Source organism: Streptomyces sp. MGP-P1, from assembly GCF_057766565.1.
Genome location: NZ_JBYMEM010000004.1, coordinates 78,143 through 101,590, shown reverse-complemented (window position 1 = coordinate 101,590; position 23,448 = coordinate 78,143). Strand labels below are relative to the sequence as shown.

The 23,448-nt window shown below is 72.2% G+C and carries 22 protein-coding genes; 7 read left to right on the top strand and 15 right to left on the bottom strand.

Annotation, left to right across the window (positions count from 1 at the left end):
• The first annotated feature begins 262 nt into the window (after positions 1-262).
• Both AC3CH1_RS08200 and AC3CH1_RS08195 read left to right on the top strand, forming a co-directional pair.
• On the top strand, positions 263-649 hold the full coding sequence (locus tag AC3CH1_RS08200; protein ID WP_488462307.1) for a trypco2 family protein: 387 nt from the start codon (positions 263-265) through the stop codon (positions 647-649).
• On the top strand, positions 646-3,921 hold the full coding sequence (locus tag AC3CH1_RS08195) for an NACHT domain-containing protein (RefSeq protein ID WP_488462306.1): 3,276 nt from the start codon (positions 646-648) through the stop codon (positions 3,919-3,921). The genes AC3CH1_RS08200 and AC3CH1_RS08195 overlap by 4 nt, the downstream gene beginning before the upstream one ends.
• 73 nt (positions 3,922-3,994) lie before the next feature.
• On the opposite strand, the gene AC3CH1_RS08190 is transcribed toward AC3CH1_RS08195, so the two are convergent.
• Entirely contained in the window at positions 3,995-6,523 is a 2,529-nt protein-coding gene (locus AC3CH1_RS08190) for an ATP-dependent Clp protease ATP-binding subunit (protein ID WP_488462305.1), read from the bottom strand.
• Positions 6,524-6,973: 450 nt separating this feature from the next.
• Here AC3CH1_RS08190 and AC3CH1_RS08185 point away from each other — a divergent pair, with 450 nt between their 5' ends.
• A complete protein-coding gene (locus AC3CH1_RS08185; protein ID WP_488462304.1) occupies positions 6,974-7,576 on the top strand; it encodes an SCO3374 family protein in 603 nt (200 codons plus the stop codon).
• Here AC3CH1_RS08185 and AC3CH1_RS08180 read toward each other — a convergent pair.
• The 11 genes from AC3CH1_RS08180 to AC3CH1_RS08130 form a co-directional block, all read right to left on the bottom strand.
• Positions 7,555-7,890, bottom strand: a complete 336-nt coding sequence (locus AC3CH1_RS08180) for a histone-like nucleoid-structuring protein Lsr2 (protein WP_003968298.1) — start codon at positions 7,888-7,890, stop codon at positions 7,555-7,557. The genes AC3CH1_RS08185 and AC3CH1_RS08180 overlap by 22 nt on opposite strands.
• Before the next feature lie 144 nt (positions 7,891-8,034).
• Positions 8,035-8,604: an amino-acid N-acetyltransferase gene (locus AC3CH1_RS08175; RefSeq protein ID WP_488462303.1), complete on the bottom strand. Its 570-nt coding sequence runs from the start codon at positions 8,602-8,604 to the stop codon at positions 8,035-8,037.
• A 9-nt stretch (positions 8,605-8,613) separates the two neighbouring features.
• Complete coding sequence (locus AC3CH1_RS08170) at positions 8,614-9,033, bottom strand: BlaI/MecI/CopY family transcriptional regulator (RefSeq protein WP_488462302.1); 420 nt, start codon at positions 9,031-9,033, stop codon at positions 8,614-8,616.
• Positions 9,034-9,201: 168 nt separating this feature from the next.
• Positions 9,202-9,381: a hypothetical protein gene (locus AC3CH1_RS08165; protein WP_097967278.1), complete on the bottom strand. Its 180-nt coding sequence runs from the start codon at positions 9,379-9,381 to the stop codon at positions 9,202-9,204.
• Positions 9,382-9,463: 82 nt separating this feature from the next.
• On the bottom strand, positions 9,464-10,048 hold the full coding sequence (locus AC3CH1_RS08160) for a hypothetical protein (protein ID WP_364874888.1): 585 nt from the start codon (positions 10,046-10,048) through the stop codon (positions 9,464-9,466).
• Between the two features lie 173 nt (positions 10,049-10,221).
• Positions 10,222-11,019, bottom strand: coding sequence for a type III pantothenate kinase (locus AC3CH1_RS08155; protein WP_488462301.1), 798 nt, complete (start codon positions 11,017-11,019; stop codon positions 10,222-10,224).
• Positions 11,019-12,086, bottom strand: coding sequence for a carboxylating nicotinate-nucleotide diphosphorylase (gene nadC / locus AC3CH1_RS08150; RefSeq protein ID WP_488462300.1), 1,068 nt, complete (start codon positions 12,084-12,086; stop codon positions 11,019-11,021). Before nadC ends, AC3CH1_RS08155 begins: the two co-directional genes overlap by 1 nt.
• A 103-nt stretch (positions 12,087-12,189) precedes the next feature.
• Positions 12,190-13,881, bottom strand: coding sequence for an L-aspartate oxidase (locus AC3CH1_RS08145; RefSeq protein WP_488462299.1), 1,692 nt, complete (start codon positions 13,879-13,881; stop codon positions 12,190-12,192).
• Positions 13,878-14,897: a pantoate--beta-alanine ligase gene (gene panC / locus AC3CH1_RS08140; protein WP_488462298.1), complete on the bottom strand. Its 1,020-nt coding sequence runs from the start codon at positions 14,895-14,897 to the stop codon at positions 13,878-13,880. Before panC ends, AC3CH1_RS08145 begins: the two co-directional genes overlap by 4 nt.
• On the bottom strand, positions 14,894-15,157 hold the full coding sequence (locus AC3CH1_RS08135; protein ID WP_488462297.1) for a hypothetical protein: 264 nt from the start codon (positions 15,155-15,157) through the stop codon (positions 14,894-14,896). Before AC3CH1_RS08135 ends, panC begins: the two co-directional genes overlap by 4 nt.
• Positions 15,154-16,104, bottom strand: coding sequence for a Rossmann-like and DUF2520 domain-containing protein (locus AC3CH1_RS08130; protein ID WP_488462296.1), 951 nt, complete (start codon positions 16,102-16,104; stop codon positions 15,154-15,156). Before AC3CH1_RS08130 ends, AC3CH1_RS08135 begins: the two co-directional genes overlap by 4 nt.
• Before the next feature lie 258 nt (positions 16,105-16,362).
• Between AC3CH1_RS08130 and AC3CH1_RS08125 the strand changes: the two genes are divergently transcribed.
• Positions 16,363-17,520: a threonine aldolase family protein gene (locus tag AC3CH1_RS08125; RefSeq protein WP_488462295.1), complete on the top strand. Its 1,158-nt coding sequence runs from the start codon at positions 16,363-16,365 to the stop codon at positions 17,518-17,520.
• A 150-nt stretch (positions 17,521-17,670) separates the two neighbouring features.
• Here AC3CH1_RS08125 and AC3CH1_RS08120 read toward each other — a convergent pair whose 3' ends face one another.
• Entirely contained in the window at positions 17,671-17,862 is a 192-nt protein-coding gene (locus AC3CH1_RS08120) for a hypothetical protein (protein WP_488462294.1), read from the bottom strand.
• Positions 17,863-17,966: 104 nt separating this feature from the next.
• Here AC3CH1_RS08120 and AC3CH1_RS08115 point away from each other — a divergent pair, with 104 nt between their 5' ends.
• Positions 17,967-19,079: a DUF5937 family protein gene (locus AC3CH1_RS08115; RefSeq protein WP_488462459.1), complete on the top strand. Its 1,113-nt coding sequence runs from the start codon at positions 17,967-17,969 to the stop codon at positions 19,077-19,079.
• 48 nt (positions 19,080-19,127) lie between these two features.
• On the opposite strand, the gene AC3CH1_RS08110 is transcribed toward AC3CH1_RS08115, so the two are convergent.
• Together AC3CH1_RS08110 and AC3CH1_RS08105 are read right to left on the bottom strand one after the other, a co-directional pair.
• Entirely contained in the window at positions 19,128-19,808 is a 681-nt protein-coding gene (locus tag AC3CH1_RS08110; protein ID WP_397925168.1) for a response regulator, read from the bottom strand.
• Positions 19,809-19,912: 104 nt separating this feature from the next.
• The gene (locus AC3CH1_RS08105) at positions 19,913-21,115 is read right to left on the bottom strand and encodes a sensor histidine kinase (protein ID WP_488462293.1); all 1,203 of its coding nucleotides are present in this window, start codon (positions 21,113-21,115) and stop codon (positions 19,913-19,915) included.
• A 96-nt stretch (positions 21,116-21,211) separates the two neighbouring features.
• Between AC3CH1_RS08105 and AC3CH1_RS08100 the strand changes: the two genes are divergently transcribed.
• Together AC3CH1_RS08100 and AC3CH1_RS08095 are read left to right on the top strand one after the other, a co-directional pair.
• The gene (locus tag AC3CH1_RS08100) at positions 21,212-22,216 is read left to right on the top strand and encodes an SAM-dependent methyltransferase (RefSeq protein WP_488462292.1); all 1,005 of its coding nucleotides are present in this window, start codon (positions 21,212-21,214) and stop codon (positions 22,214-22,216) included.
• Positions 22,217-22,301: 85 nt separating this feature from the next.
• Positions 22,302-23,444 carry an NADH-quinone oxidoreductase subunit D gene (locus AC3CH1_RS08095; protein WP_018959720.1) on the top strand — a complete coding sequence of 381 codons (1,143 nt, stop codon included), beginning with the start codon at positions 22,302-22,304 and terminating at the stop codon, positions 23,442-23,444.
• Positions 23,445-23,448: the final 4 nt, after the last annotated feature.

Below are 23,448 nucleotides of genomic sequence, written 5' to 3'. Positions count from 1 at the left end.
TTAACACCTGCTCCATGAGTACTTTTCCGGACATGGCGCGACGAAAAGGCCGTACCGCCCAGAACCTCGAAAGGGCCCGCAGAGGCCGGGCCGAAGGTCCCGCGGCCGATCACGGCCCCTCCTCCTAGCCCGGGTAGTAGGCCTGTTTCGGCCTGTGCGCCTTGTCACCGCCGGTGGGACCTAGGTCCTTCCGATTCGGGACCTTCGGCCTGCTACTTCACTACGCTGACGGGAAAGCGGCACCGCACCCCGGGGGGACCCCATGACGGCCGAGAACACCCACGCACCGGACACCCGCGCACCGGAGACCCACGCGCTGGACGGCATCGAGCTCGCCGATGCCGTCGCGTCCATCCGCAACCAGCTCATCGACGCGGCGTCCCGGGCCACGGACCACCCGGTCTCCTTCGCGGTCGGCGACATCCAGATGGAGTTCACGCTCGAACTGCGCCGGGAGGCCAGGGCGGGCGGCAAGGTGAAGGCCTGGGTGGTCGAGGCCGGTGCGGACGCCGCCCGCACCACGGGCCGCACGCACAAGGTGGCCTTCACCCTGACCCCGCGCAACGCCGCCACGGGTGAGGCGTGGGAGATCGGGACGGAGGACGACGGGTCCACGGCGGGGTTCGGTGACGGGGCCTCGCGTACATGAGCCCTCCCGTCGTCCACCCCGCCGACCGTACGGTGGTCGTCACCGCGATCCAGCAGGGCAGCGGCGTCCTGCTCACCGACCGGCTGGTCCTCACCTGCGCCCACGTGGTCAAGTCCGGGTCCGTCCTGATCGCCCACCCGGCCAACTCCGACCGCGTACGGGCCACCGTCGCCTGGATCGACTACCGGCTGGACGTGGCCCTGCTGGAGGCCGTCGAACCGGTGCGGCCGGTCCCGCCCGTACGGCTCGGCGTGATCGACACCCGCCAGGCGATACCCGAGTGCGAGATCACCGGCTTCCCCCGCGTCCAGCGCTACGGCCGCGACCAGCGCCTGGAGGCCGACCAGTACACGGCGACCGTCCTGCCCCTGGCGGGCCGGGTCCGGGACCTGCTGGTCTGCGACCTCGAAGGCCCACCCCCCGCGGACCCGGACGACGCGACCGCCGCGCTTGCCGGACTCTCCGGCGGCCCGGTCTTCATGGGGGACGTGCTGCTGGGCGTCGCCCGCCAGGTGCCGCGACAGCGCGACGGCCGCCGGGTCGAGTGCGTCCCGCTCGCCCCGGTCCTGGCGGCGAAACCCTTTCGCCTGGTCTATCAGCGGACCGGAATCGACCTCCGCCAGGAGCACGTCCACGGCAGCTTCCCGAGAGACCTGCGGTACGAGGCGGAGTACGCGCAGGCGCTCGGCGTCGCCTACCGCCGCACGAAGATCTTCGGCCTGGACGAGCTGAGCCGGCACGACACCGAGTGGGACCTGGACACCGCCTACCTCAGCCTGGAGGCCCTGGCGCAGACAGAGACGCAGGACCGGACCGCACAGCACCCCGGGGTCACGGAGGCGGCCCCGCCCCTCCCCAAGCGCATCGACGCCCTCCTCGCCGACCGTCCCCGGGTCCTGCTGCGCGGCGAGGCCGGCGCGGGCAAGACCACGCTGTTGTGGTGGCTGGCCGCCCACGCCTCGGCCCGCACCCTGGGCGACGTGCCGGCCCCGCTGAACGGTCTGATCCCCTTCGTGGTGCCGCTGCGTACCCTGCGGGCCCGTGGGATGACGTTCCCGGGTCCGGCCGAGCTGTCAGGTGCGGCGGGCCTGGTGATCGACGCGGCCCCGGAGGGCTGGGCGGGCCGGGTCCTGGAGTCCGGGCGGGCGCTCCTGCTGGTGGACGGCTTGGACGAGGTGCCGCCGGAGGAGCGCGAGCAGGCGCACGCCTGGCTCACCCAGCTGCTGGCCCGCTACCCGGGCACCCGGTGCGTCACGACAGTACGACCGCTCGCCGTCGAGCCGGGCTGGCTGCGCTCCGAAGGCTTCGCGGAGTTACGTCTGCTGCCGATGCGGAACGAGGACATCCAGACGTTCGTGGCCTCCTGGCACCGGGCGGCCCTGCTGTCGGAGCCGGGCGACCGCGACCGGCTGGACGAACTCGAAGGCGACCTGTCCCGCCAGTTCGACCAGAACGCCACACTCCGTGACCTGGCCCGTACGCCGCTTCTCTGCGCGGTGATCTGCGCCCTGCACCGCAGCCGCGACGGCTTCCTCCCCGAGACCCGCTGGAAGCTGTACCGCTCGGCGCTGGAGATGCTGCTGGGCCACCGCGACCACCGCCGCCGGATCGGGACCCCCGAGGGCATCGAGCTGGACGTCGAGGAAGCCACCCAGCTCCTCCAGCGCATCGCGGTCTGGCTGGTCCGCGAGGGCCAGTCGGAGTTCACCCGGGGCCAGGCGCTGCGCCAACTCGACCGGGCGCTGGCGGGGATGGAGCGGGTGCGGGCCCAGGGCCCGCCGGAGAAGATCCTGACCCACCTGCTGAACCGCAGCGGTCTGCTTCAGGAACGCACCGACGACACCTACCAGTTCATCCACCGCACCTTCCAGGACTACCTGGCCGCGAAGGAGCTGATCGAGGACGAGCACCTCAACGAGCTGCTGCGGCACGCGGACGAGGAGTCCTGGCAGGACGTGATCCTGCTGGCGGCGGGGCATTGTGGCAGGCGCGAACTCGCTTTGCTGGTGGACGGGTTGCTGGACGCGGGGCTGAAGCATGCGGAGGGCTCCGCCGGGCGGAGCTCCCTCCATGTCCTCGCGGCTCTGTGCGAGCAGCATGCGACCTGGCTGGACGGCGCGGTGCGGGACCGGGTCCGCCACAGCACGGCGTCGCTGTTCCCGCCCGCCGACGCGGACCAGGCGGCCGTCCTGTCCCGGCTCGGGGCGGCGGCGCTGGATCATCTGCCGGACCCGGAGAGCGTGCCGACGGACAGCCCGGGCGCCCATCACGTATCCCTCCTGCTCCGCAGAATCGGCGGTGCCGAGGCCATCCGGCACGTCCGCGCATGGCTTACCGCACACCCCGCGCTGTTCAGCGACTTGGCCGTGTTGTGGAGCACTTTTCCACCGGAGGCCTACGCCCGTGAGGTGCTCGCCCCTCTCGACCTCTCGAAGCGCATCGTCCTCGTCGACCGGGGCCGGCTCGACGCCCTGCGGCACCTGCCGTCCCTGGAACGACTCGTCCTGTTCGGTGATCTGACCGATGACGAGCTGCGCACCGCCCTGGCCGAGACCCGTCTGAGGCATCTGCGCCTCCACGGAAACACCCAGTTCGCGGACGTCTCCCTGCTGGGCTCCCAGGCGGACACGCTCCGCCACCTCCATCTCGCCCAGTGTCCCGCGATCGAGGACCTGACGCCGCTCGGCGCGCTGCCTTCCCTCACCGGGCTCGTGGTGGACGTAGGACAGCGATCGGCCGGTCTCCTCGCTCCCGTGGCGGGCATGCCCGGCCTCGTCTACCTGAATGTCGTCGGATTCGACCCGGCTGAGTGGGACGAGCTGCCGGTCCTCCCGGGCCTGTCGCGGCTCTGCGTCAGCGGTGACCAGCCCCTGTCCGTGCGGGGGCTCGGGGCCTGGAAGTCGCTCACCGCCCTGTGCGTTTCGGAGGTCGCATCGCTCGGCGACGTGCTGGCCGAACTCCGCGCGAACCCCCGCATCACCCTGCTTGAGCTCCGGCCGTTCCCCTTCCCGGTGTCGGCTGCTCTCGAACCGGTCCCCTCGGTCAAGACACTTGAGGTCGATGCGTTCCGGGACGCCGAGCAGGCGGACCTGCTGCACCGGCTCTTTCCCGGACTCACCACGCTGAAGCTGAACGTTCCGGCGGGCACAGCGGAACTGGACCTCACGCCCTTGCTCTCCTGGGCCGGTCTACGGGTAGCCGTCCACGGAAGCGTGGGCACGCCCCTGGTGGGCGGCGACGCGCTGGGAGACCGGCTCAGCATCCATGTCTGACGAAAAGGGGCTGCCCCGGACCGGTACGGATACCGGTTCCGGGGCAGCCCCTCAGCTGTGCGCTACGCGCGCGTCACGCGTCCTTCGTGAGGTTCGGGCCGGCGCCGCCTGCCGCCTGCTCGATCGGCGGGACGTCGGGCAGAGCCGACTTCTCCTCGCCGCGGAAGGTGAACGTCTTCTCGTCACCCTCGCCCTCGGTGCCCACGACCACGATGTGACCGGGACGCAGCTCGCCGAAGAGGATCTTCTCGGAGAGGATGTCCTCGATCTGCCGCTGGATCGTCCGGCGCAGCGGCCGGGCGCCCATCACGGGGTCGTAGCCCTTCTTCGCGAGCAGCAACTTGGCCTCGCCGCTGAGCTCGATGCCCATGTCGCGGTCCCGGAGGCGCTCGTCGACCTTGGCGAGCATGAGGTCGACGATCTGGATGATGTCTTCCTCGGTCAGCTGGTGGAAGACGACCGTGTCGTCGACGCGGTTGAGGAATTCCGGCCGGAAGTGCTGCTTGAGCTCCTCGTTGACCTTGGTCTTCATCCGCTCGTAGTTCGACTTGACGTCGCCCTGGGCCGCGAATCCCAGGTTGAAGCCCTTCGAGATGTCCCGGGTCCCGAGGTTGGTCGTCATGATGATGACCGTGTTCTTGAAGTCCACGACCCGACCCTGGGAGTCGGTCAGGCGACCGTCCTCCAGAATCTGGAGCAGGGAATTGAAGATATCGGGGTGGGCCTTCTCGACCTCGTCGAAGAGGACGACGGAGAACGGCTTGCGGCGCACCTTCTCGGTGAGCTGCCCGCCCTCCTCGTAGCCCACGTAGCCGGGGGGCGAACCGAAGAGACGGGAAACCGTGTGCTTCTCGCTGAACTCCGACATGTCGAGGGAGATCAGCGCGTCCTCGTCGCCGAAGAGGAATTCGGCGAGCGTCTTGGAGAGCTCGGTCTTACCGACACCGGACGGGCCGGCGAAGATGAACGAGCCACCGGGGCGCTTCGGGTCCTTCAGGCCGGCTCGCGTACGGCGGATCGCCTGCGAAAGGGCCTTGATGGCGTCCTTCTGCCCGATGACGCGCTTGTGGAGCTCGTCCTCCATGCGCAGCAGACGGGAGGACTCCTCCTCCGTCAGCTTGAAGACCGGGATTCCGGTGGCCGTGGCCAGGACTTCGGCGATGAGCTCGCCGTCGACCTCGGCGACGACGTCCATGTCGCCGGCCTTCCACTCCTTCTCCCGCTTGGCCTTCGCCGCCAGCAGCTGCTTCTCCTTGTCGCGGAGGGAAGCCGCCTTCTCGAAGTCCTGGGAGTCGATGGCCGACTCCTTGTCGCGGCGGACGCCCGCGATCTTCTCGTCGAACTCGCGGAGGTCCGGCGGCGCGGTCATCCGGCGGATGCGCATGCGGGAACCGGCCTCGTCGATCAGGTCGATCGCCTTGTCCGGCAGGAAGCGGTCCGAGATGTACCGGTCGGCCAGCGTCGCGGCCTGGACCAGCGCCTCGTCCGTGATGGAGACCCGGTGGTGGGCCTCGTAACGGTCGCGCAGACCCTTGAGGATCTCGATGGTGTGCGGCAGCGAGGGCTCCGCGACCTGGATGGGCTGGAAGCGGCGCTCGAGAGCGGCGTCCTTCTCCAGGTGCTTGCGGTACTCGTCGAGCGTGGTGGCGCCGATGGTCTGGAGCTCACCGCGCGCCAGCATGGGCTTCAGGATCGAAGCCGCGTCGATGGCGCCTTCCGCGGCACCCGCACCGACGAGCGTGTGGAGCTCGTCGATGAACAGGATGATGTCGCCGCGGGTGCGGATCTCCTTGAGGACCTTCTTCAGGCGCTCCTCGAAGTCACCTCGGTACCGGGAGCCGGCGACCAGGGCGCCGAGGTCCAGGGTGTAGAGGTGCTTGTCCTTGAGGGTCTCGGGCACCTCGCCCTTGACGATCGCCTGGGCCAGGCCCTCGACGACCGCCGTCTTGCCGACGCCGGGCTCGCCGATGAGGACCGGGTTGTTCTTGGTCCGGCGGGACAGCACCTGCATGACCCGCTCGATCTCCTTCTCGCGCCCGATGACCGGGTCGAGCTTGGACTCACGAGCGGCCTGGGTGAGATTCCGGCCGAACTGGTCGAGCACCAGGGACGTGGAGGGCGTGCCCTCGGCGGGACCGCCTGCGGTGGCCGCCTCCTTGCCGCCCGAATACCCGGAAAGCAGCTGGATGACCTGCTGCCGGACCCGGTTCAGGTCGGCGCCCAGCTTCACGAGGACCTGGGCGGCGACGCCCTCGCCCTCGCGGATCAGGCCGAGCAGGATGTGCTCGGTGCCGATGTAGTTGTGGCCCAGCTGAAGTGCCTCGCGGAGCGACAGCTCCAGGACCTTCTTGGCTCGCGGGGTGAAGGGGATGTGCCCGGAAGGAGCCTGCTGCCCCTGCCCGATGATCTCCTCCACCTGCTGGCGGACCGCCTCGAGCGAAATCCCGAGGCTCTCCAGGGCCTTAGCGGCGACACCCTCACCCTCATGGATCAGGCCCAGGAGGATGTGCTCGGTGCCGATGTAGTTGTGGTTGAGCATCCGGGCTTCTTCCTGAGCCAGGACGACAACCCGCCGCGCGCGGTCGGTGAACCTCTCGAACATCGTTAATCGCTCCTCAGAGCGGTCGGTCAGTGAGGGGTCGGTCCCCTCCCAGTCCTTCCGCATGCTAGTCCCGCAGGACGGGACAGCTCATTCCAACTGCCGACATCCGTCCGGATCACCCCGCGCCGGGCGGGGATTCTTACTGCCGAACAGCTGACAACTGCTCCAACCCGATGGTGCGAGACGATGTTCCCGCAGGCCAGGCAGATACCCCTTTCGCCAGTACGCCGATGGCGAACGTGAGACGCCTCGGCCAGCGTGTCGCCCCTTCCCACTAGGAAAGTCTTACCCGCAATCACTGACAGTCCATGCGGCGCGCCCCGGTTCCCTCCGCTACGGGCGAACATCCTTGCGCTGCTGAATGCTCTCGCGCGCCCCCGCGTCCAGGACTGAAAGTGACACTCTGGGAACCCTGCGTAACTTCGGAGGCGGTTCGGCGGTTCATCGGACATGTCTCCCACCGTCCCCCAGCCCCGATCCTCACCCGATGCCGCTCCGGGTTCGGCCGATGCCGCACTCGCTCACCGGTACGCGAGGGAGCTGGGCTGGGCCACCGCGGGGCGGACTCCGCTGCGACTGCTCACCGGGACGCTCTTCGATGTGCTGGAGCTGCCCGCCGAGGCCGGTCACGCCGTGCTGCGGCGCGGGGTGCGCACCGGTCCCGTTCTGTTGTCCGGTACGCGGATGGGGCTGCTGGTCGCCGCGGGCGGCGCCGATGAGCTGCCGGGGCTGCTCGACTGGCTGGAATGGGGCCCGGTCGCAGTGGACCTGACCGCCGTGGGCGCGGGGGGCCGCGTCACGGCCCCGCCTCTCCCGGGCGCCCCGGGGGACTCGCCGGGGGCCGCCGTGTGGCTGCGGCCCCCAGAGCCGAGGCGTGCGCCCGAGAGGATACTGCCGGCCTTCGCGGGCTTCGGGAGCAGCGGTGGGGATGCCCCCGATCTCGTACGCCTGGTGGACGCCGCGGCAACCGAATGCCATCGGGTCCGGCTGTCACGCGCCCGTTCCGGGGCGCCGACAAGGGGTGGAACGGATCAGCCGTTGGCCTTCTCGTAAGCCTCGCGGATCTCGGCGGGAACGCGGCCGCGGTCATTCACATTGTGGCCGTTCTCCCGCGCCCACCGGCGGATTTCCGCGGTGTCCTTGTTACCGCCGGCCACGGCGCGGCCCTTGCCACGGCCCGTGGCGGCACGGCCACCGGTGCGACGTCCACCCTTGGTGTAGGGCTCGAGAAGGCCGCGAAGCTTGTCCGCGTTGGCCGTGGTGAGGTCGATCTCGTACGTCTTGCCGTCAAGGGCGAACGTGACGGTCTCATCGGCCTCGACGCCGTCGAGGTCATCGACAAGAAGGACCTGAACCTTCTGTGCCACGGGATTTCCTTTCATCGAAAATGGAGTACGCGGAAAGGAAACCGCTTTTCCCTCGAAAACACAAACCCCCTGCAGAGGTTCAGCAGCGCGAGAAGACAGGAAACGTGCGCGATTCGGACATAGGGTTGCAGGTCCTTCTGCAGATCACAGGTGCAGAAGCATCCGGCTGTTGCCCAAGGTGTTCGGCTTCACTCGTTCGAGACCGAGGAACTCCGCGACGCCCTCGTCGTACGAACGCAGCAGCTCACTGTAGACATCGGTGTCCACAGGCGTCTCCCCGATCTCGACGAAGCCGTGCTTCGCGAAGAAGTCCACTTCGAAGGTGAGACAGAAAACCCTGCGGACACCGAGCCATCGCGCGGTCTGCAAGAGCTTGTCCAGTACGAGGTGTCCGACTCCCGCGCCCCTGATGCGGGGGTCGACGGCAAGGGTCCGCACTTCCGCCAGGTCTTCCCACATGACATGAAGTGCGCCGCAGCCGACGACCGTCGCGTCCTCGTCGCGTTCCGCGACCCAGAACTCCTGGATGTCCTCGTAAAGGGTGACGGTCGCTTTGTCGAGCAGGATGCCTCCGGACACGTACCCGTCGAGGAGTCGTCGTACGGACGTGACATCACTCGTCCTGGCCCGACGGACGGTGATGGCGGGCTTATTTACCGACGGGTCGGTATGGAGTTCGGTATCCGGATCGTTTTGCGGCTGCTCTGAGGACATGCCCCGACGCTATCTCCCGCTCTCCGGCGGCACGTCATCGGCCGGGGCGTCATCTCCCTCGGCGCCGACGGTCGGTTCCGCGGGGTTGCCGGGGGTTTCGGCGGGGCTGGGGGAAACCATCCGAACGGCGTCCTGCAGTGCTTCGCGCTGTTCGGCGGACATCATGCCGAAGAACGCGACAAGGGCGGCGGCGGGGTTGTCGCTGCGTGACCAGGCTTCGTTCATCAGTGCGGCCGAGTAGGCGGCCCTGGTGGAGACGGCCGTATATCGATAGGCCCGGCCGTCGACTTCCCTGCGGACCCAGCCCTTCTGATGGAGATTGTCCATTACCGTCATCACGGTCGTGTAGGCGATGGACCGTTCCTGCTGAAGGTCCTCAAGGACTTCCCGCACGGTGACCGGTCGGTTCCATTGCCAGACGCGTGTCATCACGGCGTCTTCGAGGTCTCCCAATGGGCGGGGCACAGAATCACTTTAGTGCCAGATGTCCTGAATGTTCTGGCATTTACGCAGCGAAAGAGCGCACGGCTCCGGTGAGTCGTGCGCTCAGGGGGTGCGCGTCGGGAGGATCGCGGGGCGGACGGGCCGCTCGCGCGCTCAGGCATTCTCCGGACGAGCGGTCTGCTTCACGGATTCCGCGCGGGCGAGCGCCGCGTCCACCACGGCGTCCTCCTTGGTCTTGTTCGGACCGCCCTGGCTCTTGACGATGATCACGATCAGGGCGATGAAGAAGACGGCCATCACCACGGGGGGCACGAGCGCGGATACGTAGTCCATGCCGTCCAGAGTAGCGAGCCCGGAACGGCCCGACGCGGCGACCTCCCGGTGGGAGGCCGCCGCGTCGGACACCGCGCGGAGGTCAGCCGGCCGCCCGCTCCTCGGACGGCGGCGGCGCGGGGCGGCGGCGCGGCGGGAAGACCTCGGAGGGCTTGGGCATCGGGCGGTCGCCGGGTTTCTGCGGGCGGTCCGGGGCGGCCGGGGTCCTGGGCCGGTCCGGCTCCCGGTCGGCGGCGCGGCCGCCGGGCAGGGCGAGCAGCCGGCTGCGGGGACCGGGGGCCGTGAGTCCGGCGGAGCGGCCGGCGAGCCGGGCCCGTACGGAACGCTCGGCGAGCACCTGGCAGCGCTCCAGGAGGGCCGCCGCGAGCCGCCCGCCTCGCAGGGCCCGCAGGGCGGCCAGATCGTCCGGGCGGGGATCGTAGCCGGCCGCCAGGGCGTCCTGGAGCAGCTCCAGGTAGCCGGCGGCGGAGCCGGGGAGGGCGTTGCGGTAGCGGGCGAGGTCGGCTAGGAGGAACGCTCGCAGCCGACCCGCCTCGCCGGCCGCCTCGTCCACGGAGCCGGCGAGCCGCAGGCAGTCCTGGACGTCCTCGTCGGACAGGGGCATGGGGTGGAGGGCGATGGCGAGGGCACGTCGGAGCACCCGCAGCTCGTCCGCGCTGAACGCCATGCCGCCTCGTGAACCGTAGGGCGTGGGCATAACGCGACAATACGTGCTAAATGGACAAAATCCGTTTAACTGGTCGTCGGTGGCGCGGCGCATCCCGGGGGTGTCCCGGGGATGTCCCGGCCCTCGTCCCGGGCCGTCGCCGCAGGTACCGCCCGGTTCCGGCAGAACGCCCCCTACGTCCGGGAGAGGTTCCGCTCGTACACCAGGCGCAGCCCGATGAGCGTCAGCCACGGCTCGTGCTCGTCGATGACCGAGGACTCCCCCAACACCATCGGAGCAAGGCCGCCCGTCGCGATGACGGTGACGTCGTCCGGGTCGGCGGCCAGCTCCTTCTTCATCCGGGCCACCACCCCGTCGACCTGGCCCGCGAAGCCGTAGACGATGCCGGACTGCATCGCCTCGACGGTGTTCTTGCCGATCACGCTGCGCGGCCGGGCCAGCTCGATCTTGCGGAGCTGGGCGCCCTTGACGCCGAGGGCCTCGACCGAGATCTCGATGCCGGGGGCGATCACCCCGCCGGTGTACTCGCCGCGCGGGGAGACCGCGTCGAAGGTGGTGGCGGTGCCGAAGTCGACGACGATCGCCGGGCCCCCGTACAGCTCGACGGCGGCGACCGCGTTGATGATGCGGTCCGCGCCGACCTCCTTGGGGTTGTCCATCAGGATCGGCACGCCCGTCTTGACGCCGGGCTCCACCAGGACGGCGGGGACGTCGCCGTAGTAGCGGCGGGTGACCTCGCGCAGTTCGTGCAGGACCGAGGGGACGGTGGCGCAGATCGCGATGCCCTCGATGCCGTCGCCCAGTTCCATGCCGAGCAGCGGGTGCATGCCCATCAGGCCCTGGAGCAGGACGGCCAGCTCGTCGGCGGTACGGCGGGCGTCCGTGGAGATCCGCCAGTGCTCGACGATCTCCTCGCCGTCGAAGAGGCCGAGGACCGTGTGCGTGTTGCCGACGTCGATGGTGAGCAGCATCAGGCGTCGGCCCCGTCGGTGGCGGAGGCGTCGGCGTCGCGGAAGTCAAGGCCGATGTCGAGGATCGGCGAGGAGTGGGTGAGCGCCCCGACCGCGAGGTAGTCGACGCCCGCGTCGGCGTAGGCGCGGGCCGAGTCGAGGGTCAGGCGGCCGGAGGACTCCAGGATCGCCCGGCCGGCGACCAGGGCGACGGCCTCGGCGGTCTCGGCCGGGGTGAAGTTGTCCAGCAGGATCAGGTCGACGCCCGCGTCCAGCACCTCACGGACCTGGTCCATCGTGTCGACCTCGACCTCGACGGGCAGCTCGGGGAACTCGGCGCGGACCCGCTTGAAGGCCTCGGCGACGCCGCCCGCGGCGATCACGTGGTTGTCCTTGACCAGGGCCGCGTCGGAGAGCGACATCCGGTGGTTGACGCCGCCGCCGCAGCGCACCGCGTACTTCTCCAGCGCGCGCAGGCCCGCCGTCGTCTTGCGGGTGTCGCGGACCTTGGCCTTGCTGCCCTCCAGCACGTCCGCCCAGGCGCGGGTGGCGGTCGCGATGCCCGAGAGGCGGCAGAGCAGGTTCAGCGCGCTGCGCTCGCCGGTCAGCAGGTCGCGGGTGCGCGTGGTGACGGTCAGCAGCTTCTCGCCGGGGGCGATCCGGTCGCCGTCCTCGACGTGCCGCTCGACCTCGAACTCCTCGGTGCAGACGATCGACAGGACCGCCTCGGCGACCCGGAGCCCGGCGACCACGCCCGCCTCGCGGGCGGTGAAGTCACCGGTGATCACGGCGTCCTCCGGGACGGTCGCCACGGTCGTGACGTCCACCCCGCCGTCGAGGTCCTCCTCGATCGCCACATGGGCGACGTCCTCGACCTGGACGGGGTCGAGCCCCGCCCGGGCCAGCAACAGGGCGAGCGCGGGGTCCAGGCCGCACTCCAGGGCTTCGGGGTCGAATCCGTCCTCACCGCCGCAGCCGCAGCCGTCGCCGCAGCCGCCTTCCGCCGGTACGGAGGATGCGGGCGCGCCGACGCTGATCAGCGGTACGTCCACGGGTGTGGGGCGCGGATTCTCTTCGGGCGTGCTCACGGTGACGGCTCCTCGGGGGCGTGGCGGGTGGGGCGGGTGATTCTCGTGTGCCGCCGGTGCCGCCCTGGGGTGTCCGGCGGTGCGGCTGCTTCCAGCAGTCTGCTCAATCCGACGGGCGTACGGGCGGGAACGCGGCGGTCTCCGTGCGGTGGACGACCGGGGTGCGGTCCGGCGCGATACGGACGACCAGGTGGCCCCGGCCGTGGGCGTCGTCGCGGTCGGGCCGGTCCTCGCGCCAGTGGCAGCCGCGGGTCTCCTCGCGGTCCCGGGCGGCGGCGACCAGGACCCGGGAGACCAGGAGCAGGTTGGTGACCTCCCAGGCGTCGACCCCGGGGACGACCGCCTTGGCGCCGCCCGGCCCCTCCGCGTCGGCGGCGGCCTCGCGGTGCAGGGTCTCCAGCTCCTCGGCGGCGGCGGCCAGGCTGTCGGCGGAGCGCAGGACTCCGGCGCCCCGGGTCATGGCGCGCTGGATCGCCGCACGGGCCTCGGGGGCCAGCAGCGGCACGGGGTCGCCGGCGTCCGGGCTTCCGGCCGGTTCGGTGCGGGGCGGGCGGGCCCCGGCGATGTCGGCGGCGATGCGCTCGGCGAAGACCAGGCCCTCCAGGAGGGAGTTGGACGCGAGGCGGTTGGCCCCGTGCACACCGGTGCAGGCGACCTCCCCGCAGGCGTACAGGCCGGGGACGGTGGTGCGGCCCCGCAGGTCGGTGCGGACGCCGCCGGAGGCGTAGTGCGCGGCCGGGGCGACCGGGATCGGTTCGGTCACCGGGTCGATGCCGTGGGAGCGGCAGGCGGCCAGGATGGTGGGGAAGCGCCGCTCCCACATCCGCGCCCCGAAGTGCCGGGCGTCGAGATACATGTGCTCGGCGCCGTGGTCGAGCATGCGGCGGGTGATGCCCTTGGCGACGATGTCGCGGGGGGCCAGCTCGGCCAGCTCGTGCTGTCCGAGCATGAAGCGGACGCCGTCGCCGTCGACGAGATGCGCGCCCTCGCCGCGTACAGCTTCGGAGACCAGCGGCTGCTGGCCCTCGGAGTCCGCGCCGAGGAACAGGACGGTCGGGTGGAACTGGACGAACTCCAGGTCGGAGACCTCCGCCCCGGCCCGCAGCGCGAGCGCCACCCCGTCGCCGGTGGAGACGGGGGGGTTGGTGGTGGCGGAGAAGACCTGGCCCATGCCGCCGGTGGCCAGGACGACCGAGGGGGCCCGGACCGCGCCGACGCCGTCGTGCTGGCCCTCGCCCATGACGTGCAGCGAGACGCCCGCCGTACGGCCTTCGGCGTCCGTGAGCAGGTCCAGGACCAGCGCGTTCTCGATGGTGTGCAGGGCGGCCTCGCGGACCGCGCCGACCAGGGCGCGGGAGATCTCCGCACCGGTCGCGTCGCCGCCCGCGTGGGCGATGCGGCGGCGGTGGTGGCCGCCCTCGCGGGTCAGCGCGATGTCGCCGTTGTCGGTGGTGTCGAAGTGCGCGCCGGTGGTGATCAGCCGGCGTACGGCGTCGGGGCCCTCGGTGACCAGGGTGCGCACGGCCTCCTCGTCGCAGAGGCCCGCGCCCGCGACGAGGGTGTCGTCGAGGTGCTGCTCGGGGGTGTCGCCCTCGCCGAGCGCGGCGGCGATGCCGCCCTGGGCCCAGCGGGTCGAGCCGTCGTCGAGGCGGGCCTTGGTGACGACGACGGTGTCCAGGCCGGCGGCGGCGCAGCGCAGTGCCGTGGTGAGCCCGGCGACACCGGAGCCGACCACCACGACGTCCGCGTCGATGGCCCAGCCGGGGGCGGGGGCGGTCAGCCGTATTCCGGTCACGTCAGGGCTCCGAAGGTGAGGGGGATGTTGTCGATGAGGCGGGTGTCCCCGACCCGGGCCGCGACGGCGAGGATCGCCTCCCCGCTCTCGCGGTCGTCCGGGATCTCGGTGAAGTCCGCCGGGTCCACCAGGGCCAGGTAGTCGAGGGCGAGCGGCGCCCTTTCCCGGGCGGCGGCCTCCTCCAGGATCGTCCGGGCCGTGGCCCGGACGGCTGCGGGCGCCCCGCCCGGCCGGACCAGCGCCACGGCCTGGGCGTCGGCGGCGGCGCGGGCCTCGCCGAGCCTGTTGAGCCCGGCCGCCCGGTCGCCGCCGGGCGCGGTGGCCCGGGCCCGCTCGTGCAGGGCCTGCTGGGCGGCGAGCCGGTCGCGGGCCGCGAACAGGGCGCGGGACAGGGCGAGCGCGGTGTGCCGCTCCGCGGCGGTGAGGAAGCGGTTGCGGCTGGAAAGCGCGAGGCCGTCCGCGTCCCGGACGGTGGGCACGCCGGTGATCCGGACGCCGAAGTTCAGGTCGCGGACCATGCGGCGGATCAGGGCGAGCTGCTGGGCGTCCTTCTGCCCGTAGAACGCCTCGTCGGGGCGGGTGAGGTGGAGGAGCTTGGCGACGACGGTGAGCATGCCGTCGAAGTGCCCGGGGCGGGCCGCGCCTTCGAGGCGCTCGCCCATGGGGCCGGCGGTGATCCGTACCTGGGGCTCCCCGCCCGGATAGACCTCGTCCACGCCGGGGGCGAAGACCGCGTCGGCCCCCGCCGCCGCGACGGTCTCCAGGTCGGCGTCCAAAGTGCGCGGATAGCGGTCCAGGTCGGCGGCCTCGCCGAACTGGAGCGGGTTCACGAAGACGGTGACCACGACCTGGCCGCCCGCACCGGCCGCCGCGCGGGCGGCCCGGATCAGGGCGGCGTGGCCCTCGTGGAGCGCGCCCATCGTCATGACGACGGCCCGCTCGGCCCCGGCGGGGCGGGACAGCGCGTCCAGCTCGGCGGCGGTGCGCAGGAGGGCGGGCCGGACCGTGCGCGTCATCGGGTCTCCCCGGGTCCGGTGCGGCCGGTGGTCGGCGCCGGGGGCGGGGGCGGAGCCGTGCGGCCGGTGGTCGGCCCCGGGACCGGTCGACCCGTACGGCCGGTGATCGGCGCCGGGACCGGACCCGTACGGCCGGTGATCGGCGCCGGGACCGGGGCCATACGGCCGGTGGTCGGTGCCGAGGCCGGGGCCGTACGGCCGGTGACCGTCTCGCTGGTGATCGTCCGGCCGGTGATCATCCCGCTGGTGATCGGCGTCATCGGGTCTCCCCCGGTCCGGGGCCGCCGGGGCGGCGTTCCTGGTCGGCCAGGACGACGAGGAGGTCCTCGGCCAGCTCGGCCTTGAGCAGGCCGTGGGCGAGCGCCCGGTCGGCCGTGGCGCGGGCCATCGCGAGGTATCCGGCCACCGCCTGCGGGGCGTGCTCGCGCAGCTCGCCGATGTGGGCGGCGACCGTGCCGGCGTCCCCCCGGGCGACCGGGCCGGTCAGCGCGGCGTCGCCGGAACGCAGGGCGTTGTCCAGGGCCGCGCCGAGCAGCGGGCCGAGCATCCGGTCGGGGGCGGCGACCCCGGCCTTGGCCAGCAGCTCCATCGACTGGGCGACCAGGGTGACCAGGTGGTTCGCGCCGAGGGCGAGGGCCGCGTGGTAGAGCGGGCGGGACTCCTCGGCGATCCACTCCGGCTCGCCGCCCATCTCGATGACCAGGGCCTGGGCGGCGAGCCGCAGCTCCTCGGGGGCGGTGACGCCGAAGGAGCAGCCCGCGAGCCGCTGCACGTCGACGGCGGTGCCGGTGAACGTCATCGCGGGGTGCAGCGCGAGCGGCAGGGCCCCGGCCCGCAGCGCGGGGTCCAGCACCCTCGCCCCGTACCGCCCGGAGGTGTGGACGAGCAGCTGGCCCGGCCGTACGGCGCCGGTCTCGGCGAGGCCCTCGACCAGCGTGGGCAGCACGTCGTCGGGGACGGTCAGCAGCACCAGCTCGGCGCGGGCCAGCACCTCGGCGGGCTCCACCAGGGGCACGTCGGGGAGCAGCTCGGCGGCGCGGCGCCGGGAGGCGTCGGATACCCCGGACACGGCGACCGGGCGGTGCCCGGCGAGCCGGAGGGAGGCGGCGAGGGCGGGTCCGACCCGGCCCGCACCGACGACGCCGACCGTGAGTCGGGCGGGGCGGTCCCTCGCGTCGAGGGGTTCCTTCGAAACTGGTGAGTTCACGCGGCGATGGCCTTCCGTTCCAGTCCGCGGGGGGTACCGGACGATTTCTCTGCATGCTACGCCAGCGTTTCGGCGAAGCCCTCCGGCCACCCACAGCCTGTGGATAACTTTTCCGGCCCGACACCGTCCGACCCCGGTCGCGCCCCCGGCCCGGCTCCTCCGCGACCCCGCCCCGACCCCGGCGGGGCTCCGGACCGGCCGGGACACCGGGCGGAAATCGGCGGGCGCGCGGTCGATGGCCCGGGTGATGATCGTCCCATGGCGACCATGGATGAGCAGGAGCGGCGACGGCGACGGCTGACCGCCTGGCGGGCGTCGCGGCGGACGCTGGCCCGGGTGGGGGCGGACGGGACGCTGGGCGAGCGGCTGGCGGCGCTGGCCGCCGACGCCCTTTCCGTACACGACCCGGAGGACTGGACCGATGTGTACGGGGGCGGGGTCGTCGCCGATCTGGAGCGGCGGGTGGCCGGGCTGCTGGGGATGGAGGCGGCGGCGTTCTTCCCGACCGGGACGATGGCCCAGCAGATCGCGCTGCGGTGCTGGGCGGGGCGTACGGGGAACGCGACGGTGGCGCTGCATCCCCTGTCCCACCCGGAGCTGCACGAGGGCGGGGCGCTGGGCGCGGTGAGCGGGCTGCGCACGGTCCATCCGACGTCCGAGCCCCGGCTGCCGGACGCCGAGGAGGTCCGGGAGTTCCCCGAGCCGTTCGGGACGCTGATGCTGGAGCTGCCGCTGCGGGACGCCGGGTTCGTACTGCCGTCCTGGGAGGAGCTGACGGCGGTGGTGGAGGCGGCCCGGGAGCGGGACGCGGTGGTCCACTTCGACGGGGCGCGGCTGTGGGAGTGCGCGCCGCACTTCGGGCGGGAGCTGTCGGAGATCGCCGCCCTCGCGGACAGCGTGTACGTGTCGTTCTACAAGTCCCTGGACGGGCTGTCGGGCGCGGTGCTGGCGGGCCCCTCCACGCTGGTGGAGGAGGCCCGGGTGTGGCGCCACCGGTACGGGGGGCAGCTCTTCCAGCAGTACCCGGCGGCGCTGTCCGCGCTGCTGGGCCTGGAGCGGGAGCTGCCTCGCCTCCCGGCGTACGTGGCGCACGCGAAGGTGGTGGCCGGGGCGCTGGCGGAGGGGTTCGCGGCGTCGGGGGTGCCGTGGTTCCGGGTGCGGCCGGAGCAGCCGCACACGCATCAGTTCCAGGTCTGGCTGCCGTACGGGGCCGACGTGCTGGACGAGGCGTCGGTGCGGCAGGCCGAGGAGACGGGCGTGACGCTGTTCCGGCGCTGGTTCGCGGGGTCGGCCGGGGCGGGGCTGCCGCCCGGGGTCTCGTGCACCGAGGTGACGGTGGCGGCGGCGGGTCTTGAGTGGTCGGCCGAGGATGTGCGGGACGCGGTGGCGGGGTTCGTGGGGTACCTGGCGCGGTAGGAGTTCGTCGAGCGGCCGCCCCGGCCTCGGGGCCCTGTCGCGCGGCCGGGCCCCGGCGTCGGGGTTCCGTCCTCGAACGCCGGACGGGCTGGGTGCGCCGGGCAGGTGGACCCTGTCGAGTGACCCGCCCCCGGCCTCGGGGTTCCGTCCTCAAACGCCGGACGGGCTGGGTGCGCCGGGAGCGCCCGGCCCGCCAGGTGTGCCAGGTACGCCGGGTCTGCGGAGGCCGCGGTACAGGTCGCGCAGGACCGAGCGGTCGTGGCGGCCCGGGGGCGGGGGTGCGGGCTCCGACAGCCGGGCCGTGCGGTGGAGGTCGAGCAGGTACTGCTGGGTGACGTTCATACGGCCCAGCCTGTGCGGGTCACGGCGGCGGCGCGCATGGATTGACGGCCCCCGTCAAATGGCACGACGGCCCGCCCGCGTACCCCCACTATGGAGAGGTGAGCGTGCACATAGACATCGCGGGCCTGCCCGCCGACCGCGTCGTTTTCGCGACCTCTCCCCTGGCCGAACTGGGCCTCGCCCTGCACGCGCTCGCCGAGCCCGGACACCATCCGGGGCTGCACGGCTGGGCCACCGCGACCGCGACGGCCCTGGAACCCGACCTCGCGGACCGGCTGCTGGAGGCGGAGTTTCTCTGGCGGAACACCTTCTCCGACGTGTTCATGGCGTTCGCCGGGATCCGGGGCGGCGACGGGAGGACCGGGGCGACGCTCGCCGAGGACCTGGACCTGCTGGACAAACTGGACGACGAGCGGTTCGTCGCCGCGGCCCTGGAGTTCACCTGCGCCAGCCATTACGGGGCCGGATCGCCCTCACCGCTGAACGACGCGGGGATGCGGGGCCGTGCCCTGGACCTGGCGGCGGCGCGCGGCCCGCAGCAGATGGACTTCACCCGGCGGCTGCTGGCCGACCCCGCCTCCGTACGCGGCTGGGTCCGGCGGCTCTTCGAGGACTGCGACCAGGCGTTCTTCGCCGACACCTGGCGCCGGGTCTCCGTCCAGCTGGTCGCCGACGCCCGGCACAAGACGGAGCTGCTGCGGCGCAAGGGACTGGCCGACGCGGTCGGGGCGGTGTCGGCCGCCGTGACGCTGGACGAGGGCGCGGGCCGGATCAACGTCGACAAGCTCTCCGAGGGCCGGACCACCGCCGTCGACCCGGGCGTCGGCCGGGGCCTGACGCTCATCCCGACCAGCTTCGGCTGGCCGCATCTGATGGTGCTGCACGCCCCGGGCTGGCGGCCGGTGATCCACTACCCGGTCCATCTGCCCGACCTGCCGGCGCCCGCCTCCGTGGAACTGCTCCAGCTGCGCCTGGAGGCGCTGGCCCACCCGATGCGGATGCGGCTCTGCCGCAACCTGGCCCGCTCCCCGTACACCACCGGCGAGCTGGCCGACTCCAACGGCATCACCTCCCCCGAGGTCTCCCGCCATCTCTCCATGCTCAAGAAGGCCGGCCTGGTCACGACGCGCCGCCGCGGCCGCTATGTCCTGCACCAACTGGACCTGACGGTCGTCGCCCGGCTCGGCAGCGACTTCCTGGAGGGCGTCCTGCGCTGAGCCCGTCGGCTAGCCGGAGGACAGTCCTGCGCTGAGCCCGTCGGGCTCTCAGCCCGCGCCGCCGCCTGCCCGGACCAGGCCGGTCTCGTAGGCGAGGACGACGACCTGGACCCGGTCGCGGAGGTTCAGCTTGGTGAGGATCCGGCCGACGTGCGTCTTGACCGTGGCCTCGGAGAGCACGAGCCGGGCCGCGATCTCCCCGTTCGACAGGCCCTGGGCGACCAGGAGCATGACTTCCCGTTCGCGCTCGGTGAGCCTGCTGACGTGCTTGTTCTTCGGCTCCTTGTCGCCGCTGGGCAGCATCGGCGAGAAGCGGTCGAGCAGCCGGCGGGTGGTGGACGGGGCGACGACCGCGTCGCCGCTGTGCACCGAACGGATCGCGGCGAGCAGCTCGGCGGGCGGCACGTCCTTGAGCATGAAGCCGCTGGCCCCCGCCTTCAACCCGGAGAAGGCGTACTCGTCGAGGTCGAAGGTGGTCAGGATGAGCACCTTCGGCGGGTCCTGCTGCGCACAGATGCGGCGGGTCGCCTCGACGCCGTCCAGCCGGGGCATGCGGACGTCCATCAGCACCACGTCGACGGCGGTGGACCGCAGGATCTCGATCGCCTCCGCCCCGTCCCCGGCCTCGGCCACGACCTCCATGTCGGGCTGGGCCGCGAGCACCATCCGGAAACCGGTCCGCAGCAACACCTGGTCGTCGACGAGCATCACGCGGATGGCCGTGGTCATGGGGATCGTGTCCTGTCCTGGGGTCGGTCGTGTCCTGGGGTCGGGCGTGGTGTTCGTAGAGGTCGCCGTGGTCGTGAGAGGCGGGTCGACGACCGGGCGGCGGGTCAGTCCGGGGGCTTGAGCGGCAGCAGGGCACTGATCCGGAATCCGCCGCCGGGGCGGGGCCCCGCGTCCAGGGTGCCGCCGACCATGCCGATCCGCTCCCGCATCCCGATCATCCCGTGCCCGGCGCCGTCCGCGCCGCCGTCCTCGTACAGCTCATGCGCCGCGCCCCGGCCGTCGTCCTCGATCAGCAGCCCGAGGCCGTCGTCGAAGTAGACCAGCCGGACGCTGGCCCCGGCGTCGGGTCCGCCGTGCTTGCGGGTGTTCGTCAGGGCCTCCTGGACGACCCGGTACGCGGTCAGCTCCACGCCGCTGGGCAGCGGGCGCGGGGTGCCCTCGACCTTGAAGTCGACCACCAGGCCGGTCTGCCGCACCTGCGCGACCAGGTCCTCGATCTGCTCCACATCGGGCTGGGGGACGTACTCCCCGCTCTCCGGGGCGTCACCGGTCCGCAGCACCCCGAGCAGCCGCCGCATCTCCGCGAGCGCCTGGCGGCCGGTACTGGAGATGGTCTCCAGGGCCTGCTTGGCCTGGTCGGGGGCGGCGTCCATGACATAGGCGGCGCCGTCGGCCTGGACGACCATCACGGAGACGTTGTGCGCGACGACGTCGTGCAGTTCGCGGGCGATCCGGGCCCGCTCGGCGGCGACCGCGACCTTGGACTGCGCCTCGCGTTCCCGTTCCAGGCGGGCGGCACGCTCCTCCAGCTGGTCGAAGTAGGCGCGCCGGGTCCGCAGCGAGTCCCCGAGCACCCAGGCCAGCACGAACGGCACGGTCATGATGATCGTCACGAAGACCACCTGGGCCCAGGAACCCCCGGGCTCGGCCTCCCACCGCAGCTGCGACAGGGCGGCCGCGCTCAGGCTGCACACCAGGGCGAGCCGGGACGCCCAGCGCTCCCCGACCGTGGCGACGGTGTAGGTGATCACCAGCATCGCGAAGTTGCCGATACCGGGCCGGACGTCGAACACCAGCTGCACGACGCCCACCAGGATGGCGAGCAGCAGCATCTTCTCCGGAGCCCTGCGGCGCAGCGCCACCACCGTGGAGAGCCCCAGCATCACCGGGACGGCGACGATCTCCTCGCGCCCCCCGTCGTACATGCCCGACACCATCGACACGCCGGAGAGCCCGAGGAGGAAGACGGCCCAGAAGACGTCGACGCCTGTCGGGTGTCTGCGGATGAAATCGTAGAGGCGCTGCACGTAACCCAGCGTAGGGACAGCGGATCGGTGCCCGGGTCAACCGAAGGGCCGATCCAGGTCCTGGGACCGTACTCCCCAAGGTGGAGACTTGCCTACGTGACGGACGAGTGGCGTGGGTGGCGGGAGGCGGCTCAGGCCGCTCTGTACGGATACGAGGGCTTTTATCGCAGCCGGCTGCGGAGCCCGGAGGGGCCGGCGGGCCACTTCCGCACATCGGTCCACGCCTCGCCCCTCTTCGCGGCGGCGGTGGCCCGGCTGCTGACCGGAACGGCGCGGGAGCTGGGCACCGGCACGGTCGCGCTGGTCGACGTCGGGGCGGGGCGCGGCGAGCTGCTGACCGGAGTGCTGGGCGCGCTGGCCGGGCTGCCCGGCGGACCGGACGTGACCGCGTACGCCGTCGAGGTCGCGGACCGGCCCCCGGGTCTGGACCCCCGGATCGAGTGGTGTGCGGAGCCGCCCGCGGGGGTCACCGGGCTGCTGTTCGCCAACGAGTGGCTGGACAACGTTCCGGCCGAGGTGGCGGAGGCGGACGCGGACGGCGTCCCCCGGTACGTCCAGGTGCGGACCTCGGACGGCGCGGAGCGCCTCGGCGAGGCGGTGAGCGGGGCGGACGCGGCGTGGCTGGAGCGCTGGTGGCCGCTGACCGCACCGGGCGAGCGGGCCGAGATCGGCCGGACCCGGGACGCGGCCTGGGCGCGGGCGGTCGGCTCCCTCACCGCCGGTCTCGCGGTGGCGGTGGACTACGCGCACGTACGGGGCGCCCGGCCGCCCTTCGGAACGCTGACCGGCTTCCGGGGCGGGCGCGAGGTGCGCCCGGTGCCGGACGGCTCCCGCGACCTGACCTCGCACGTGGCGCTGGACGCCTGCGCGGCGGCGGTCCCGTACGCGAGCGCGGAGCTGACCGACCAGCGGGCGGCGCTGCACCGGCTGGGCGTCGACGGCGGCCGCCCGCCGCTGAGCCTGGCCGCGACCGACCCTGCGGCCTACGTCACCGCCCTGTCGGCCGCGGGCGAGGCGGCGGAACTGACGGCCCGCGGCGGCCTCGGCGACTTCGGCTGGCTGCTGCACCGGGTGGGGCCGGTGCGGCCGGATCGCGGGTGACCCCCGTGGCGGGCCGACCTCGCGGAATCGTGGCGGCCGACGTCGGGGAATCGTGGCAGACCGGCGTCAGGGAATACTGTCCCGCATGACGGAGACGACGATCGGCATCGGCGGAGCGGCGGAGAGCACCGACATGGTGCTGAACATCGGTCCCCAGCACCCCTCGACGCACGGGGTCCTCCGGCTGCGGATCGTGCTGGACGGCGAACGCGTGCAGCACGCGGAGCCGGTCATCGGCTATATGCACCGGGGCGCGGAGAAGCTCTTCGAGGCGCGCGACTACCGGCAGATCATCATGCTCGCCAACCGCCACGACTGGCTCTCCGCGTTCTCGAACGAGCTGGGCGTGGTGATGGCCGTCGAGCGGATGCTCGGCATGGAGGTCCCCGAGCGCGCCGTGTGGACGCGGACGCTGCTCGCCGAGCTGAACCGGGTCCTCAACCACCTGATGTTCCTCGGCTCCTACCCCCTCGAACTCGGCGGCATCACCCCGGTCTTCCACGCCTTCCGGGAGCGCGAGGAGCTCCAGGCGGTGATGGAGGAGGTCTCCGGCGGGCGGATGCACTACATGTTCAACCGGGTCGGCGGACTCAAGGAGGACGTCCCGGCGGGCTGGGCCGGCCGGGTCCGCGACGCCGTCGCCTCCGTCCGCTCCCGCATGGACGTGTACGAGAACCTCGTCCTCGGCAACGAGATCTTCCGGGGCCGTACGCGCGACGTGGGCGTGCTGTCCGCCGCGGCGGTGCACGCGTACGGGGTGTCGGGGCCGATCGCCCGCGCCTCGGGCGTCGACTTCGACCTGCGGCGCGACGAGCCGTATCTCGCGTACGGGGAGCTCCAGGACACCCTGAAGGTCGTCACCCGGACCGAGGGCGACTGCCTGGCCCGCTTCGAGTGCCTGCTGGAGCAGACCCTGGGCTCCCTGGACCTGGCGGACGCCTGCCTGGACCGGATGGCCCACCTGGCGCCGGGTCCGATCAACCAGCGACTGCCCAAGGTGCTCAAGGCGCCGGAGGGCCACACCTACGCCTGGACGGAGAACCCGCTCGGCGTCAACGGCTACTACCTGGTGTCCAAGGGCGAGAAGACACCCTACCGGCTGAAGCTGCGCTCCGCCTCGTTCAACAACATCCAGGCGCTCACCGAGCTGCTGCCGGGCACCCTGGTCGCCGACATGGTGGCGATCCTGGGCTCGCTGTTCTTCGTCGTCGGCGACATCGACAAGTAGTTCG